The following is a 16,734-nucleotide window of genomic DNA, read 5'->3' as shown; positions in this document are numbered from 1 at the left end:
TCCAACGAAGTGCCCTGTTTTCATCTACTTACGTTTCAAGCAGATACGGCCAACCCGTTGAAGTCTGTGGAGGCCAGTTGAACTCGGAAGCACCGAGCAGCTACAAAATAGTCTACGGGATACGAAACGAAGAAAATGCAAGTCCGGGCCAGTCATCTGATCGAGAGGGGCCTGATGTGTTCGCTATGGAGTATCTGAGCAGACGCGAAGAAACCGCCGCACGAGTCCCGGTCGCCGCATGCCGTGCATTCCGGAAGGTACATGTTTTTCCAGTCGCTTATCGACTTTCTGGCGAAGGGCCATACTACCTCCGGCAATACGCAACGCTGGAGGTTGTAGATGCTCACTCGCATTCCCCGAATGGTAAGGTACTCCACTGCCCACGCTAGAGCATCGCGATAGTCAAACGGGTCGATCCAGAGTTTGTCCCTGTGGTGGGTGGCATGGCCGATCGGCTCGAGACCCATCAGTGCGACGTGCTCGACGAATGGGAGGTTTCGATACACGAACTCGACAAGCTCCCTCAAACGGGGCACTGTCAACTTATGAAGTACGACGCGGAGCTCTATTGACCTCCGGAAACGGGCAAGATGATGGAGCCCGGTTATGGTTTGATCGAACGCGCCCCGCGCCTGGACGATGTAGTCGTGGATAGTCGCCACGTCGCCATACAGCGGGATGCCAAGAACTAGTTTTTGATGGTCGACTGCGGCCAAGCGTTCAGTAAAGAGGGGCCAAGCAAACAGCCGACCATTTGTTAGGAGATGTAGATGTGTGTTGGGGAGACGTTCCTTCAATAGACTAAGTAGCTCGATGAGCCCATCGCGGAGCAGCGTCGGCTCCCCTCCCGTTATCCCGAGTACATCCGTGTCCGGAGGGATCAACTGCACGAGTTCCTTGTTGACCCTCAGAAAATGGGCGGTGTCATCAGTGTCTTTGGGCGGTTGCGAGCACATCAGGCAGTTGCTGTTGCATCGCTCTGTAAGGAATAGCGTGTTGTGAATGCTCGCAGGGCGGAACAACGTGCGGACCTCGCCACGGCCATCCAGCAAAACGATGTCCCCGTGATCGAGATGGTCGATATCTCGCAGCCCATGCACGATTGGAATGGTAATGCTTGCTAGGGTTGCGGGGTCGAGAATAGCCGTCGTCAGCAGAGCCCGGCAATGTTGCAGCTGAGGCGGCGCGAAGCCGGTCGCGTCAGTCAACAATATCGGATCTGAGAACTCAGGACAAGGCGAAGTGGAGGCTCGTCCCACAATCGGTTCGCGGATGTGAAACGGATTCCCTTGAGTGGTCAGTCGCATGAGATCAATGAACCGTGAGGCTTGTTTCGAATCCAAGCGAAGAATATCCGTTGGAGAGCAGGATCGGCCGTACGAATTCGGCGAAAGAGATCCGTGATGATGCCGAGATTCTTTTGGCAGAATGTGCCTGTTGGCCGGTGGCCGATCGCATCACGCTGGGTGGCGTGGTGGCGGACGGGATCAGCGCCGCAATACGGCTGGTATGCGCATTCGGCGCATCCTGGAAGCGCCTCGTTGCAGCTTGCGCTCAACAGGTACTGGAATGCGGGACTTTGGACCATGCTTAGGTATGTATCCTCGTGAACATTGCCTAGCCGAAATGTCTGGTCGTTCATCTCGGCGAGCATTCTACTTTCGTCGCTCGCATAGATCTTCCCGTCGTAGTTATAGACGAGGACACTGATGCCAGCTCCGGTCGGCGACTGGAGGTCTACGTAGCCGGTCGTGTAGGGAGTGAGTATTTTGGCGAGAATGAGGGTCGCGTACACCTCCATGAGATTGGTGCCGTTCCGGTTGAGCGTGATTATGTGGTCAAGCGCCGCACCGTAGAAGCTCAAGAACTCGGATGAGTCGTATCCGGTACGCTCTACGGTCTTGACTGCAAAGCCGTAGGGGTTGATTGCCCTCAAGAAGATACTGCCGAAGCCCTGGGCCACATATTCGTCCACGATCTCTCTCGGATATGCGAGCGAGAATCGGCTGGTCGTCATAAGCGCGCCTACGTTTTCGTGCCCGATCCATTCCCGTGCCCGCCTGATATTCGCGATGGTCACGTCGTAACTACTGCCACCGGATCGTAACCGGTTGGCATTGTGCACGATTGCCGGGCCATCGAGCGAGGTACTGATCTTGATGTTCTCGTCCCGCAAATAGCGGAAGATGTGATCCGTGCTGACCGCAAGATTGGTACACACAACGAAGCTGATTGTTTTGCCGTGCTTTGCTGCCAGTTCCTTTGCTACTCCGACGGCGTACCGAAGACTTTCAAAAGCCAGGAGCGGCTCACCGCCCTGGAATTCAAGCGTAAGGTGCTTGCCCGGGAATCGCATCATGAAGCTCAGCGAACGTTCGATGCTTGCGGTGCTCATGTCGTAGGTCGTGCGATCCGCCGTCTGGCGGCTCACTTGACAGTACTGGCAAGAGTGTTCACACCTGAGGGTCAAAACCATGATGTGCAAGGTGACCCCCTGCTCCAGAAAGGCCTTCTTCGTCCGAATCTTCGTTGCAAGGATATCAAGTAGAGGTGACGAATCTCCGTCATGAACAAAGTGTTTGGCCTTGAGCGTCTGGTAGAGACCGGTCGTCGTTGACAGTTGGTGCCTAACGAGTTGGTCGACGACTCCATTCGGGACGAACTGATACTCGCCCGCCTCGTTTACCAATAGCTCTTCGCCGTCCATCCGGGTGTAGCGGAATGGGAGCAGTTGGTATTTCGGGGAGTGGCCGCCGTAGGTTGGTGGAGTATAGAACAGGCGCGGCATCACTGGAGGAGATCCTTGGCAGAAAGGCCAAGGATGTAGTTAAGCAGTTCGGCATGAAGCCACTGTTCGCCACCATCGAGTGTGAGTAAGGTGTAGTCGATCTCGTCGCACATCTGTGCTGTGCACAGATGTGCGAACGCGGCAACTCCGTTGGCGACGGCGTCACGGGTGTAGACTTCTGTTGATAGTCGGTAGACCACTAGGATCTCCTCGTACTGATATGAACAAGCCCTTCGTGTGTCGCCTGCCGTAGTTCGACTGAATCGCTCGCGTCGCCTGGCGGCGGATCGTCGAGCGTACCGGCTTGTGCAACCGCCTTTGCAATGAGCAACTCCCGGATCGATCCAGTTTGTTCGTCGATTTGCCGCCGGAGCTCGTAGTCGAGGAGCGCGTTCGCAAATTCCCCTGCGACGACGTCCAGCATGGCGGGGGGCTGATCGGGCTTAGCTCGAATCTCCACATCAAGTGCACCCGGGGACGGTCGAGAAACAAAGATGTAACAACGATCCGTGAACCAGTAGCACGTTCTCAAAACCGCAGACTTATGATACAGGTGCTCGTCGATGTGTAAAACACGCGTTGGAGTCGTATCGCTCATCTCGAATGGCATACTAGCTAATGGTCTAGTTCTTGTCTGGCGGAGATTTCTTGGTGACTGGCGGCTGAGTGCTGGAAAGGTCGGCATGGACCGATAGCTCACTGCCCGCTGTAACCTCGATCGACTTCGTCCAGGGTTCATAGCCCGACTTCTTAACAGTGATTTGATGGGGTCCAGCAGTAAGCTGCAGACTCGAGCGAGTATGGCCCATGTACTTGCCATCTATCTCGATCTCGGCAAACGTCGGAACAGAGGTTACCAGCACAGCCGCGCGCTCTGGTGTCACGACCTTCTCGGGGGTGCCGGCGCGATTTGGGGAGTTGGTGACGGACTTTGCTGGCGTCTCTTCGCGGGCCTGCGGCGCCGTGGATTTCTCCGCGCCCTTTGAGCTGTCCGGTGCCGGACTGCTCGCAGGAGGTGTCGTCGGTGCCGTGCTCCGTGGTAGTGAGCGGCCACTGCTTGAATAGTGGCTTGCGTGCGACGAATGCGAGCGATGCGATGAATGAGAACGGTGTTGGGCAACACCATCGAATCCGTCTGGGGGCGCAAGCACAAGGGGAGTTGCTGTCGGCGAAAGAGACGTCGTTGGTGTCGAAATTCGAACAATTGTCCTGGAATTCGACGGATCCGAGGTCGGCGTAGGCGAAGTCATGGCACCCATTGATGCCAGTGCGGTGCCACAGAGGAGTACTATGCCTCCCACTAGCGCCATGCGCTTGGGCGCATGCATCCGCACATCTTTTGGAAGTTTCGGAACTTCAGACATCTCCTACTCCGTTTTGTGAAGGTTAAGCATATCCCTTTAGATAACTCATTACAAGTTAAAAGCCATTAAGCCAACGGTTTCGGATTCTTGCGACCCGACGCCGATACGCGCCGCCAGCCGTGGTGTCTGACGATTGTCTGAAATGCCATCCCCCTCCGTTAACTCACGATCGTAGGAGTTAACAGGCGCCAGGCTCGCGTCATCTGTCTGTCTTGGACACACTGTTCGTGATCCGCGCCTCGTCAACCATGTTCCGCACGGAAGCTCGCGCGACGGCACACTCCAAGAGTCAGCGCGACCCACGATCCCGTGGCAGAAGAAAGGTGAGCATGGTTAGTAACGACAAATGCGCTCAGCGCAGATTTGCCGTATTCTAACGTGAGCAAATAGCTCGCAACAGCTCGGTTATCAGCGGCTTGAGCACCTTGGCTTCAACGTGACTGGCGCGCCGACGCGTTGCTCCACGCCTCGGTGTTTGCGCTCTGGTCTGCCGCCAAAGAGGCACTGTGCTGGGTGGGTGCGGCCTCGTTGGCGAGATCGCTAAGGCGAATTGCTTTACATCTGATCGGGGTCGCCGTAGTAGTAAGGAAAGTCGCTGATTTCTCCTACCACCGTGCCGTGCCGATAGCGCCCGCCCTCATGGATGCAGTAATGACACGAATCACAAACGATAACACAGTTATTCACAGATGCATCGCCACCAAACTTAGCATGTTTGATGTGATGCGCGTGGGCGGCCTCACCGAACTTGTGCATTTCGCGACCAGATGTGGCGAGCGTCTGGATTTCGGTGCCGCAGGTTGCACAAAGGCTCTTTTGCCGAGCGAGCGCGGTGCGCTTCGTCGCCATCGAAAAGTTTAGCCGCTTGCACAACGCTCAGGTCCTGACCCTTTCCGGCGGATCCTTAGAAATCGAGTCCTTCATGACCAGCGTGCCGCCGAACTCTCTGGGCTGCAGGGCCATCCTATCCTCGATGATTTTGAATGCCCAACTCCCTCCGCTTAGCATTCCAGCATATAGCTGTGCGGCTCATCTGGCAAGACAGTGAGCTTGTCTTTTGCTCGGGTCTTTTGCTCGGGCGTGCCCGTGCGAATGTACCCAGTTAGGATTGAACCTCGTAGGATTCCCCGTGAGCGGTCCAGGTCCTACACCGGGACTCTCTAACCCCAATTGTTCAGTGGCTGCAGCCCCTGCTACGTTGCTCGGCGGCCAGGAAGTCGTGTGGCATTAGGAACGGGAACGCCCTCCTCGTGGAAGTGTCGTCTTGACGGGTTCGGACGGATCGTCGGCAACCCACAGACTGGGAGTTCTTGCGAAGCATTCTCTGGACGACCACCTGCCTCAACTGCAGGTGTGCTACCTAATGGGGATTCTCCTCGTAACCGATCACCGTTCTCAACTGATTCCGATCAGCATTCTCGGCTGAAAGCGATCAGCGTTCTCCTGCGAAAGCGATCAGTGTTCTCCTGGCAAAGCGATCACTTTCTGGCACTCGTGGCCAGAGGTGATCGGCGCGTGAGAATGCTGATCGGTTGTTGAGGAGAATGTTGGTACGGCGCGAAAGCGGCGCTGGACGAACCGCGAGGGCTACCATGAGCCGCCCGGGAGGGCGAAATCAGGTTGCCCAGAAAGAGGAAGTCCATGCGCAAGATCAGAGAGATTCTTCGGCTCCATTTCGAGCAGAAGCTCGGCCAGCGGCAAATTGCCCGCAGTGCCAACGTCAGTCAGAGCACCGTGCATGAGTATCTGGCACGGATGGAGGCGGCCGGTCTGAAATGGCCGCTGGGAGAAGGCTGGGATGAAGAGCGGCTGGAGGAGGCACTATTCCCTCCGGGTCCGACGGCGGAGAAGCTCCCGTCGCGTCCGCTGCCGGACTTCGCGGAGTTGGAGCGGCAGCGCCAGCGGCATCGCGACCTGACGCTGGAATTGCTGTGGGAAGAGTACCGACAGCAGCAACCGGACGGTTTCTCCTACAGCCAGTTCTGCAAGTTGTACCGGCGATGGCGCAAGCGGCGGGACGTGGTGCTGCGCCAGGAGCACAGGGCGGGCGAGAAGCTGTTCGTGGATTGGGCGGGGGCTACGATCAATCTGCATTTGCAGGACGGCTCGGTGCGCCAGGCACCGCTGTTCGTGAGTGCGCTGGGCGTCTCCAGCTATACCTACGCCGAAGTCGCGCCGAACCAACAAATGGAGAGCTGGTTGAAGGTCCAGATGCATGCCTTCGAGTACTACGGCGGGTGTCCGGCGCTGCTGATTCCCGACAACACCAAGACCGGGGTGATCAAGGCCTGCCGTTACGAGCCGGAGCTGAATCCGACGTATCAGGAATTCGCGGCGCATTACGGTGTGGCGGTGATGCCGGCGAGGCCGTACAAGCCGCGAGACAAGGCCAAGGCCGAGTGCGCGGTGCAGATCGTGCAGCGCTGGATCGTGATGCGGCTGCGCCACCGTCGATTCTTCTCGCTCGTGGAGGCCAACGAAGCGGTGCGCGAACTGCTGACCGAGCTGAATCAGCGGCCCTTTCGCAAGCGCCGCGAGGACAGCCGGGCGAGTCTGTTTGAGCGAATCGACCGGCCCGCGCTGCAACCGCTGCCGGCCGAGCGCTACGATCTGAGCCACTGGTCGCGGGCTCGCGTCAATATCGATTACCACGTCGCCTTCGACGCCAATTGGGATAGCGTGCCATATACGCTAGCCGGCCAGGTGGTCGAGCTTCGCGCGACGCCTGCCACAGTGGAGATCTTCCACCGCGGTCGGCGGGTGGCATCGCATCTGCGCAGCCGCGGACGGTACCAGAGCGTGGCGCAGGCCGAGCATCGGCCCAAGAGCCATCAGGCGCATCTGGAATGGACGCCCTCGCGGATCGTGAATTGGGCGGCCAAGATTGGGCGTCACACCGCTCAGATGGTCGAGCGCATCCTCGCAGACAAGCCCCATCCGGAGATGGGCTACCGCGCCTGTCTCGGGCTGATCCGCTTGGCCGACGAGTACACGCCACAGCGCCTGGAGGCCGCCGCTGAGCGCGCGCTGCTGACTGGCGCCATTGGCTACCAGCGTGTGAAGTCGATGCTGCGCCGCGGCCTCGACGCCGAGGCTCTCCGCACGCCGCCGCCGGCCCGGCCCGGCCCGGAGCACGAAAACCTGCGGGGCTCGGAGTACTTCCAATAAGGAGTCCCGCCATGCTCAAACAACCCGCACTCGAGAAACTCGAAGCCATGCGGCTGCACGGCATGGCCCACGCACTGCGCGAGCAGGCCGGCTCCGAGCAGGCGCTCGATCTCAGCTTCGAAGAGCGACTGGCCTTGCTGGTCGACCGGCAACTGACCTGGCGGCAGAACGAGGCGCTCCAGGCCCGCTTGCGCCGCGCCAAACTGAAAGCCAACGCCTGCGTGGAGGAGATCGACTACCGCGCGGCGCGCGGACTGGACAAATCGCTGGTGCGCGCGCTGATCCAGGAGTCGGCCTGGGTCGCACAACACGAAAACATCTTCGTCTGCGGCCCCACCGGTGTCGGCAAAAGCTACCTGGCCTGCGCGCTCGCGCACAAGGCCTGCCGCGATGGCTACTCGGTCTTCTACACGCGCGCCGCCGCCCTGTTTCGCGATCTGGCGCTCGCCCGCGCCGACGGCAGCCTGCGCAGTCTGCTGCTGCGCCTGGGCAAGATCGACGTGCTGGTGGTCGACGACTGGGCCATGAGCCCACTGGTGGAGAGTAAGCGTCTCAGCATCCCATCTATCCCCAAGTTGCTGAGCATGATTCAGTGGGCTCATGCATGAACAGCGATGGAATGGAAAGTTGCGGCGTCGCCGGACGCGGGCGGAGGCGGATCAGTTACTGGCCGAGTTTGAATCCAGTGGGCTTACTCAACGGGAGTTCTGCCAACTCCATCACATGAGTCTGTCGACGTTCGGCCGGTATCGCGAGCGGCAACGCAATGATCCTCGTTCCTCATCGGCACCCAACTGCCGCTTGGTCGCTGTGGAAGTCGCCGAGCCTAGCCAGTCTCGCTGCCAGCGCAACGGCAGCGGCCTGGCGATCGCCCTGGCCGCGGGCCGGCGCATCGAGATTGGCATCGGCTTCGATGCTCAGACCCTGCGCCAATTACTGCAGGCACTGGAGCTCAATTGAGCATGTTTTCCTGGGGTCCGGCCACCCGCATCTATCTTGCCGCCGGCGCGACCGATATGCGCAAGGGCTTCGAAGGACTCTTCGGACTCGTGCGCGACCGGCTCCAGTTGGAGCCCTTGAGCGGCCACGTCTTCCTGTTCTCGAATGCGCAACGGAACCGCCTGAAGCTTCTCATCTGGGACGGCAGCGGGCTTTGGGTTTGCACGAAACGCCTGGAGAAAGGTCGGTTTTGGTGGCCCGCCGCCGATGGCAATGAGGTCAAGGTGGTGTTGAGCTCCGAGGAACTGGCCCTCTTGCTGGGTGGGATCGACCTGGCCGGCAGCCGCCGCCGCGCCTGGTTCCGAAAGATGGTCCCGGATGACGGCGTTGAGCGGCAGAACCCACGCAATATTGACAGCAATTACGACACAATCAACCATAAGCAGGTATAATTGGTTTATTCCCCGTGAGCATTGAATTCATCCCACCCACTGCTCCCGACTCTCCCGAAGTCGCCGAATTGAAGCGCAAGCTGCAGTGGGCCAATCTGCGGATTCAGTCGCTCGAGGAACAGTTGCGGCTGGAGCGGTTGAAGAAATATGGACCGGCCAGCGAGAAGCTGAGCGATGCGCAGTTGAAGCTATTGGAACTGGAGCCGGGCGTCAGCCGCGAGGAGGTGCAGGCCGAGAGCCAGCGCCAGCCGCCGCAAGCGCCGGCAAGGCCACGCTACCAGAAGAAGCATCCAGGACGGCAGGAGTTGCCCGCCCACCTGCCACGAGTGGAAACGGTTATTCCGTGCGCTCCTGAGCGGTGTCATTGCGGCCACTGTGGGCAGGTGATGGACGTAATCGGATACGACGCAAGCGAGCAGCTCGACGTGGAGCCGGCCAAGTATTTCGTGGCGGTGACGAAGCGCGAAAAGCGCGCCTGCCGCCACTGCCCACAGGGCGGAGTGGCCATGGCTCCGGTGGCGGAGCGGATCATCGACAAAGGGTTGGTTAGCGACCGGGTGGTGATCGACACAGTGGTCGGAAAATATTGTGATCACCTTCCTTTGTACCGGCAGAGCGTGATTCTGGAGCGCGAGACAGGGCTGGATCTCACACGGGCAACACTCGACGGATGGGTGATGAGAGTCGGTGAATCCCTGATTCCCATCGTCGGTGCAATGGGCCGGGAAGTGCTTTCCGGCGGCTATATCCAAGCGGACGAAACGACAGTGGGTGTGCAGATGCACGATGGCCGGGGGCACAACCATCAGGCCTACCTTTGGCAGTACGGTCAACCGGGCGGTGGAGTCATCTTCGATTTCCGTTTAGGGCGAGGGCGCGAAGGGCCGAAGCAATTCCTTGGGCAATACGAAGGTATTCTGCAAACCGACGGCTACATTGCCTATGAAAAAGTGGGCGGGCCGAAAATGGTGCATGCCTGTTGCTGGGCTCATTCGAGGCGTGGATTCTACGAAGCGCACAAATTGAGCCCGGACGAACACATCGCCGAGGGCATCGTGCGGCTGATGGATGAACTGTTTGGGATTGACGCGAAAGCGCGGGCCGAGGGCCTGGACGTGGCCGCGCGGAATGAGTTGCGGCAGAGGCGTGCGCGTCCGCAGGTGGACAAGATCAAGGGGGCGGTCGAGTCGGCGATGGGAGCAGCATTGCCGTCCAGCAAGTTGGGCCAGGCGGCGAAGTACACGCTGGGGCTGTGGCCGAAACTGGTGTGTTTCCTGGAGCATCCGGTTGTGGAATTGAGCACCAATCTGGCGGAGAATTCGATGCGGCCGATCGCCCTTGGCCGGAAGAACTGGATCCACCTGGGAAGCGCAAAGGCGGGGCCGAAGGTGGCGGCGATTCTGTCGGTGGTAGAAACCTGCAGGCGGCTGGGCGTGCCGATCCGAGAATACCTCGCTGCCGTACTACCGGGCTTGAACGACGTAAGCATCCAGAAGATGCCGGAACTGACACCGATTGCTTGGGCTGCCAAGCGGAGATAGGCCCGCGTCCGCGGGCTTGTCAAGGTGGGGTGGTGAGACGCTTACGGTGGAGAGCGAAGCGCGCGACTTCTGGGAGATTTGTGAGGATCGCTGCCAGACGCGGTCTCTTGTCCTCACCTCGCAAGTACCCATCGCCAAGTGGCATGGCCAGATCGGGGATTCCACCATCGCCGACGGCATCCTGGATCGCATCATCCATCGCGCCCATCGCCTCGAGCTGAAGGGAGAGTCCATGCGCAAGCGACAGGGCGCACAACCGCCGAGCTGACGCTCGCCGGGGCTTCTGTGTGCTGAGGCGGGGCAAAAGGCTCCGCCTCTTTCCCCGAACCCCTTTCTCGCTTCGCTAGGCTGAGCCTTCGCTACGCTCCGGAAGACGCAAATTCTCTTGCCAAATCGATCACCCTTCGCAACAATGAATCTGCCAGCGTCGCTGCGCTCCGAACACCCTGATCGCACCGCGGAGAACACTGATCGCTTTCAGATGAGAGCGGTGATCGGTTTCAGGAGAATCCCCAACCTAACTTGGCTCCGGCAAGATGGCGCTTGGAATCAATCAGTTGGAGCGTACGCATGACTTTACAGTGGGGCAGGCGAAGGACGCCTTCAAGATGGGGTTTGCGTAGCGCTCACGTCTTTTTCTTCTGACCTTGGATACCGCCTCGGTTTTGCGCTGATCCCCCGCGACGGCTCCGGCGGCCAGCGCAGCGCCGCCGCCCTGGCACTCAGCGGCGCGTTCTCGCAGGAGCCCTGACCCTACTCGGGTTCCGCACGGGGAACCCGAGCACTGCACTCGGCGAGTGATTCGTGATCAAAGAAGGACAGAAAATCCTCGGCGCTCTTCACTGCGTCGGCGGTAGGGATGACCACGCTCAGCAATCCGCCCTGAGCATCGAATCGATATAGGCCTGTCGGATTGACGGAATGCGAATAGGTTTCGGCGGCCTGTTGCTCATCCCGTCGCAGCTTCATAAACCGGCGATTGTATGGAAGGTAAAAGTATGCGGCGTCGGCTTCCTCGTCGTACGTCACCCTGAGGCCGCCCAGGCGTGAAGACAAGAACGGCTTTGTAGCAGCGCCCAGAGAGAAGTCCAACATGCCGCCGATCACTTCAAAACCGCGAATCCAGTGACCATCGTGATTGAGGTCGACGATTATCTCCCCTCGCCGCTCGACGGCTACCTCACCCTCTCGCAACTGGACGTGTATAGTTCCACCGGCATCAGCAAAAATTCGCATATGGATCACTTTGCGGTCGCGCTGGAGAACCGGATTACTGTGACGATCTTGCCCGTGATCTGGTTCACGCGGACTTCCGCCCTGCTCCCGATAAACTTCAGGACTGAACCACCAGTGCTCTTCGCCACGTGGGTCAACGCTTCGGCAATCTCCTGTTTGGTCACACCGCGGGCGAGGGCCTGACTGAGGGCATGGTTCGTCATGCCGGTGGTTTCGCCGTTGATCACGCCCCTACCGGCGTTAAAGGCCGTTGATACACTTAACCCCTTAGCCGCAAGTGCCGCAGCTTCCGCAGCCTGGAACCCCTGGAAGAGTTGCTGTCCTCCCATGCGGGCGGCACCAAAGCTGACTAACGCGGACGGCAATATCCCGAGCGCGAGTTGCGCCCCGCCCCGCTTGACTTGTCCGTTCAGGAACAGATTCACGAATCCCTGGAAGGCGAGCGGTGGCCCATCGTCGAGCGGATTAAGATCGGCCATCGTGATAATCGGCGGAGGAGGAGGAGGCGTTTCCCATTGGTTGTTCTTTGCGCTCCAGCAAAGCATACCCCCGCCGATTTTCTGGCATTCGCCGTTGGTGTCGCCGACGTAGTACCCGTTGTCATCGGTATGGGCCTGCCCGTCTGGGTCCGTATAGCGGAGCGGGTTGTTCAGAACGTAGCTGTAGAGGTTCCAGGACTGTGGATTCAAGGGGTCTTGGTCGTTGAACGGCTCGTCCGGGCTTGTAAACCGTCCAAGCACTGCCCAATAATACCGGGCGTTGAAGTAGTCCAACCCCGTCTCGTTGCTGATGACCGCCGTTTCGGTATCCCGCATCTTGCCGGTGAATAGCGGCAATCCACTCGATGGAGATGAATAGCATGGTTCCCCGCTTCGGCTTACTTGGGCGCCGTATGGAGCGTAGTCCATTCGTTGCACGCAGTTCCCCTGCCCATCCAAGAGGAGCCTTATCGAACCAAGATTGTCCGCAACGGGATACTGTGTTCCCGTTGTCGTCCCGGTCCCATTGTACTCCGCCATCAACTGCCCGTTCGCGTCGTAGACGAAGTACGTCGTCACACCGCTGACGGTCCGTCTCACTCGACGCCCCTCAGCGTCGTAGTCGTAGATGGCCGTGCCGCCGCCGGTCCAAGTCACCATAGAAAGGCGATCTTCGGCGTCGTAGCTGGCGACTGTACCAGGAGATGCGGACAATTGTTGTTGATGACCAGCGGCATCGTACTGCGTGTTGTTCAGTCGATTGCTCACCGAGTTACCATTTTGAAGGTACCAGGAAGGCCCGTTTGCCCTCAAGTCGGGTACGCCGACCGGCGTGCCGGTCTGCCATATATTGCCAAATGCGTCGTATCCATACAACTGACTTTTGAATGGGTTTGGCTCACTATAGCTAGTAAGGCGATTGGCGTTGTCATACCCATAGCTCCTCAGGACCGTCTGAGGTACGCCGCTATTCGGATACTGCAGGCGCTCGGCTTGGACGTTGCCGTTGTTGTCAGTGCCCGAAGCTCCTTCACAGACGCCATCAAGGTCAGCCGTCGAGTGCTTCCACTGCAACGCCAATAGTGGAGTCTGTATTCCTTTTTGTACCTGCATCGTGCACGGCTGCAGGCGACTGTTATAGAACCATGTCTCCGCCCACTGGTTTCCGGAATCCAGCCCAACGGTTGCGGTTGAAAAGCTTCCGTCCGCCTTGTAGTTCGCGTTCTGCAGATAGTAACTGGCGCCTGATTGCCCGCTCCGCACAGCCTTAACGCGTGCAGCGCCGTTCAAGTCATAAGTGACCCACCGTCCGGACGGATAGTGCACGCCCTTCAGCTCGCCAGTAGCCGAATATTGATATGAAAACGGCATGTCGGCGAGGCCAGTTGTCTTCTGAATGCTATCGGTGACCCGCCCTTGTGCGTCGATCCCAGCGTACTTCGTCTCCGACACGACTGAATTGCCACTGAGCGTGACAGCATCGGTAAGTGCCCCTTGGGCATAGTCAGCCGCACGCGTGGAATCGACCACACACTGGTCACCTGTTAATTGATAAATGTCACCGTCATAGCAGTACCGGACAGCCGGGGTCACCGGCGTGGTGACCGTGTAGTCCTTCTTCTTTATCCGATTTAAGCCGTCGACGATATGAGTCACAGTCCGATTGAGTGCGTCCGTCTTCGTGTGTAGTGCACCGTTCGGGTAGTAGGTGTAGGTGGTAGTTCCGCTCTCCGGGTTGGTGGCCGAAACGAGCCGGCCGAGTGAACTGTAGCCGAAAGTGCGCGTCTGCGTTACCTCTACAGGGTAAGAGGTGGAATCAACCATCGTGACCGAAGTAAGGTTGTCTAGGGCATCGTAGCCGTAAGACGCTGAAGACAGCACGCCTTCTGATGCAGACTTCACCCGCCCCAGCGCGTCAACTGTGGTTTCGCGACTTCGGCCACTCGGATCGGTGAACGTGGTAGTTAGTCCTGAGTATCTGTAGGTCTCATGTGTAGGAGAAACGGAGGTATTCCCAAACGGCGCGGGCTTGGTCGCCCCTGGATAGTAGTACACATCCGTGGTGCGCCCAGCGGCGTCGCTAAGTCGCAAGGCCCATCCAGTCGCAGAGCCGTCTGAAACATACGGATTGGAAGTGAGCGAATAGGTGCCGATTGAGGGCACCATCCGCGCTCCGCTCACCGTCCGAATGTCATGAGTACTGCCAACACCAATTGCAGAAACCGCGTCATCCGCATTCTCACTTTCCCGGTAGAGGGCACCAAGCTGATTGAAGTAAGAAACACGCCCAAGTAGCCCGTCCGTCACGACGCGCACTCGGCGGGCGCCGTCATAGTACTCGGTCGAGGTGGTGTGCTCGTTCGGAGATCCGAGCCCGGACCCGGTAGCAGTGGATGTCACCCGCCCATATCGGTCGTAGTCGCTGTGTGCAGTGAGGTTTTGGTTTGACGTGACAATTTCGTCTTTGACGAGACCTGTTGCGCAATCATAGTTGTACTTTCGAGTCTGCCCTTCTGGGGAGCTAATCAGCGTCGGATAAATATTGGCGATCTCGGTGGGGCAGTTTGCAACCGAGCTATACGTGTACTGCGTCATGTTGCCGCTCGGATCTATTTCCTTCGTGATCAAACCGTAACCAGAGTCATATTGCCGCTCACTGACTGCTGCGCTGCTAGCACTGAGTGTAACTCCCGTTTGAGCAACGGTTGGAGCACTGCTCGACAACTGGTCGTCCCAACGATACTCGTACCGTAGATTCCCGGTGGTATCAGCGTTGTCGTACTGGAACTGTGACACCGCCGCGACGGTTGATTCGCCTTTGTACACGCGTGTTTCCAGGACCGAATCGCGTTTGTGGTTCGCCGTATTCCAGTACGCGCTGGTCAGCCCAATTGTCGGTGGGTCGGCGGCTTTTGCTACAGTCGCCCCCCCTGGGGGATTCCAGTATTTATTCTCCGTTCGCCTCAACACCGTACCGCTCACTTCACAGGATGGGGCGTTACCATTTGCCGGCGCCGCAATCCAATCGTATTCGCGCTTCGTGATGAGATTGCCGTTTTTATCATAATCGAACCAGGTCTCACTAAGATCAGACGTCGTCGGCAGTTGTTGCCTAAACTCCATCCGAACAAACGGATTCTTGGGATCGGCCGCCGCGCTCACACCAATCCACGGCTCATTCTTTTCCCAACATCGCCACATATTACCGGTGGAAGTCGTTTCCTTATAGACTAAGCCAGAGCTCCATGTTGTCGCGTCAGTTCGGTTGTAGAAATACTGAGTGGTGACACTTCCGTCAGGTGCAGTGATTACGGAGCGATCGCCGTATGCGCTGAAGTTCCCATTTACATCCGTAGTTCCAAATCCATATGTCCAAGTTGCACAACCAACACCTGTACCGCAATTGGAGGTTAGCACTCCGGCTTCATTCTCTTCTTCGAACGTGACAACCTTCTTGCTGACGGGATTGATGTTGGCATCCAACCACGCTGTAGGTACGGAGTTGACGATTGGGTGCTCTTTTCGGGACCAGTAGTAGTGCATTTCAGCACGCGTTGTCTCTCCGGTCTTTGTCGGAAGCTTTATCTCGCGTAATTCGCCTTGGCCTTTTTCATTTCCCGCAGTGTCATCAGCGTAGGTAAAGTTGTACTTGAGTGCATTCGGAAGCTCCACTTCCGTAACCATGCGAAGTGAAAAGCTGTTGATGCAAGTATAGGACGCCCCGCCACCTGCCTCAGGGCATTCATACGTGATCCCGCTTGTAGCATTGTTCGCCGTCACTCCACCCGCAGGGCCGAAAAAAATAGTGTTCCACGTGACAGTGGTCATCAATGGGCTGCTTTGGTTGCGAGGGTCTCCCCATGTTCCCGTTGTTGAGGCTCCAAATGGCAAAGCGCGGATATGATCTACTCCTGCTGCATTCGGGTCACCGCTGTAAGAGATGACAATCTTACGTCCGAAATCATCAGCAATTTCGGTCGTTGAAATCCATAAGGTAACTCCGTCGACTTGATTCACAATGTGACTGCAATTGGCATTGCGATCACATATCTTGTCTGCGTCTTTCGGATTGTTATTCCGAATCGGCCCGGTCACATAATCACCATTAGGGAAGTATGCAGTCCACGTATTGCCTACTACGACTTCCACCCTGATGAAAGACCCATCAGTCGTATAGTAAGTTAAGTTGGGACCAATATCAGTCCCCAATATGTTCTTACCCATCATATCGAACTGGCTAAATCCGTCGCTGTCATTTTGTCCAGCTGTCGGGACACGCAACCAGAGTTGGTGGCTGCCACCATCACCGGCTATCAGTGTGACTCGATTGCTCGGGATAGTCCCACCACGGGAATCCATGTCCAGAGAGTATCGATGGTTGTACCGCCAACCGCCCCCGTTCGAAACATTCAGCATGTTGAGGCTCACGTTGCCCATATTGGGATCGTAGCCAATCACGCGGTAGACGTCTGCCAACTGAGTCTGGAGATTGAACAGTGCGGAATTGTAGACCAAGTCCAGCGAAAAGCCAGATCCGTTTCGACCAGCAACCTTTGCCACTGGGATGCGAACCGTAACACCGCCCGTGACGTTATTGACAGAGTCGAGATCGGTCACGGCATAGGAGCCCGAAGGCTGGAATCCACGTGCAGGCCGGAAAACGCTCTCTGCTTGTCCTAGCGCGGGCAAAGAAGTTGTCGCAGCACATGCCAGCAGCGCGGTCAAGCGGAGAATGTGAATAATCGAACATTGCTCTGGTCGCATCGC

The 16,734-nt window shown here is 58.0% G+C and carries 14 protein-coding genes; 6 read left to right on the top strand and 8 right to left on the bottom strand.

Going from position 1 to position 16,734, the window contains the following annotated elements; genetic code table 11:
• Window positions 1-152: 152 nt before the first annotated feature.
• The 6 genes from hxsC to ACR9Y2_RS07430 form a co-directional block, all read right to left on the bottom strand.
• A complete protein-coding gene (hxsC, locus tag ACR9Y2_RS07455; RefSeq protein WP_435040437.1) occupies window positions 153-1,307 on the bottom strand; it encodes a His-Xaa-Ser system radical SAM maturase HxsC in 1,155 nt (384 codons plus the stop codon).
• A complete protein-coding gene (hxsB, locus tag ACR9Y2_RS07450) occupies window positions 1,298-2,788 on the bottom strand; it encodes a His-Xaa-Ser system radical SAM maturase HxsB (protein ID WP_435040436.1) in 1,491 nt (496 codons plus the stop codon). The genes hxsC and hxsB overlap by 10 nt, the downstream gene beginning before the upstream one ends.
• Window positions 2,788-2,988, bottom strand: coding sequence for a hypothetical protein (locus tag ACR9Y2_RS07445; RefSeq protein WP_435040435.1), 201 nt, complete (start codon window positions 2,986-2,988; stop codon window positions 2,788-2,790). Before ACR9Y2_RS07445 ends, hxsB begins: the two co-directional genes overlap by 1 nt.
• Window positions 2,988-3,386, bottom strand: coding sequence for a His-Xaa-Ser system protein HxsD (gene hxsD / locus ACR9Y2_RS07440; RefSeq protein ID WP_435040434.1), 399 nt, complete (start codon window positions 3,384-3,386; stop codon window positions 2,988-2,990). Before hxsD ends, ACR9Y2_RS07445 begins: the two co-directional genes overlap by 1 nt.
• 25 nt (window positions 3,387-3,411) lie before the next feature.
• Complete coding sequence (locus ACR9Y2_RS07435; RefSeq protein ID WP_435044830.1) at window positions 3,412-4,038, bottom strand: PEGA domain-containing protein; 627 nt, start codon at window positions 4,036-4,038, stop codon at window positions 3,412-3,414.
• 669 nt (window positions 4,039-4,707) lie between these two features.
• Window positions 4,708-5,001 (bottom strand): HNH endonuclease, encoded by a 294-nt coding sequence (locus ACR9Y2_RS07430; protein ID WP_435040433.1) that lies wholly within the window; start codon window positions 4,999-5,001, stop codon window positions 4,708-4,710.
• A 792-nt stretch (window positions 5,002-5,793) separates the two neighbouring features.
• Between ACR9Y2_RS07430 and istA the strand changes: the two genes are divergently transcribed.
• Genes istA through ACR9Y2_RS07400 form a run of 6 tightly spaced genes read left to right on the top strand, consistent with a single transcriptional unit; the run spans window position 5,794 to window position 10,520 of the window.
• A complete protein-coding gene (gene istA, locus ACR9Y2_RS07425; protein ID WP_435040432.1) occupies window positions 5,794-7,320 on the top strand; it encodes an IS21 family transposase in 1,527 nt (508 codons plus the stop codon).
• An 11-nt stretch (window positions 7,321-7,331) separates the two neighbouring features.
• Window positions 7,332-7,928: an ATP-binding protein gene (locus ACR9Y2_RS07420; RefSeq protein ID WP_435040431.1), complete on the top strand. Its 597-nt coding sequence runs from the start codon at window positions 7,332-7,334 to the stop codon at window positions 7,926-7,928.
• Entirely contained in the window at window positions 7,921-8,280 is a 360-nt protein-coding gene (tnpA, locus tag ACR9Y2_RS07415; protein ID WP_435040430.1) for an IS66 family insertion sequence element accessory protein TnpA, read from the top strand. Before ACR9Y2_RS07420 ends, tnpA begins: the two co-directional genes overlap by 8 nt.
• Before the next feature lie 2 nt (window positions 8,281-8,282).
• The gene (gene tnpB / locus ACR9Y2_RS07410; protein WP_435044829.1) at window positions 8,283-8,711 is read left to right on the top strand and encodes an IS66 family insertion sequence element accessory protein TnpB; all 429 of its coding nucleotides are present in this window, start codon (window positions 8,283-8,285) and stop codon (window positions 8,709-8,711) included.
• Between the two features lie 14 nt (window positions 8,712-8,725).
• Window positions 8,726-10,252 (top strand): IS66 family transposase, encoded by a 1,527-nt coding sequence (tnpC, locus tag ACR9Y2_RS07405; protein WP_435040429.1) that lies wholly within the window; start codon window positions 8,726-8,728, stop codon window positions 10,250-10,252.
• 46 nt (window positions 10,253-10,298) lie between these two features.
• Window positions 10,299-10,520, top strand: coding sequence for an ATP-binding protein (locus ACR9Y2_RS07400; RefSeq protein WP_435040428.1), 222 nt, complete (start codon window positions 10,299-10,301; stop codon window positions 10,518-10,520).
• Between the two features lie 485 nt (window positions 10,521-11,005).
• On the opposite strand, the gene ACR9Y2_RS07395 is transcribed toward ACR9Y2_RS07400, so the two are convergent.
• Window positions 11,006-11,488: a DUF2283 domain-containing protein gene (locus ACR9Y2_RS07395; protein ID WP_435040427.1), complete on the bottom strand. Its 483-nt coding sequence runs from the start codon at window positions 11,486-11,488 to the stop codon at window positions 11,006-11,008.
• A gap of 5 nt (window positions 11,489-11,493) precedes the next feature.
• A complete protein-coding gene (locus ACR9Y2_RS07390) occupies window positions 11,494-16,731 on the bottom strand; it encodes an RHS repeat domain-containing protein (protein ID WP_435040426.1) in 5,238 nt (1,745 codons plus the stop codon).
• Window positions 16,732-16,734 lie beyond the last annotated feature (3 nt).

This window comes from Paludibaculum fermentans, assembly GCF_051172195.1.
GTDB classification, from domain to species: Bacteria; Acidobacteriota; Terriglobia; order Bryobacterales; family Bryobacteraceae; genus Paludibaculum; species Paludibaculum fermentans_A.
Note: the sequence above shows the minus strand (reverse complement) of the source record. Positions and strands in the feature narration are given on the sequence as shown.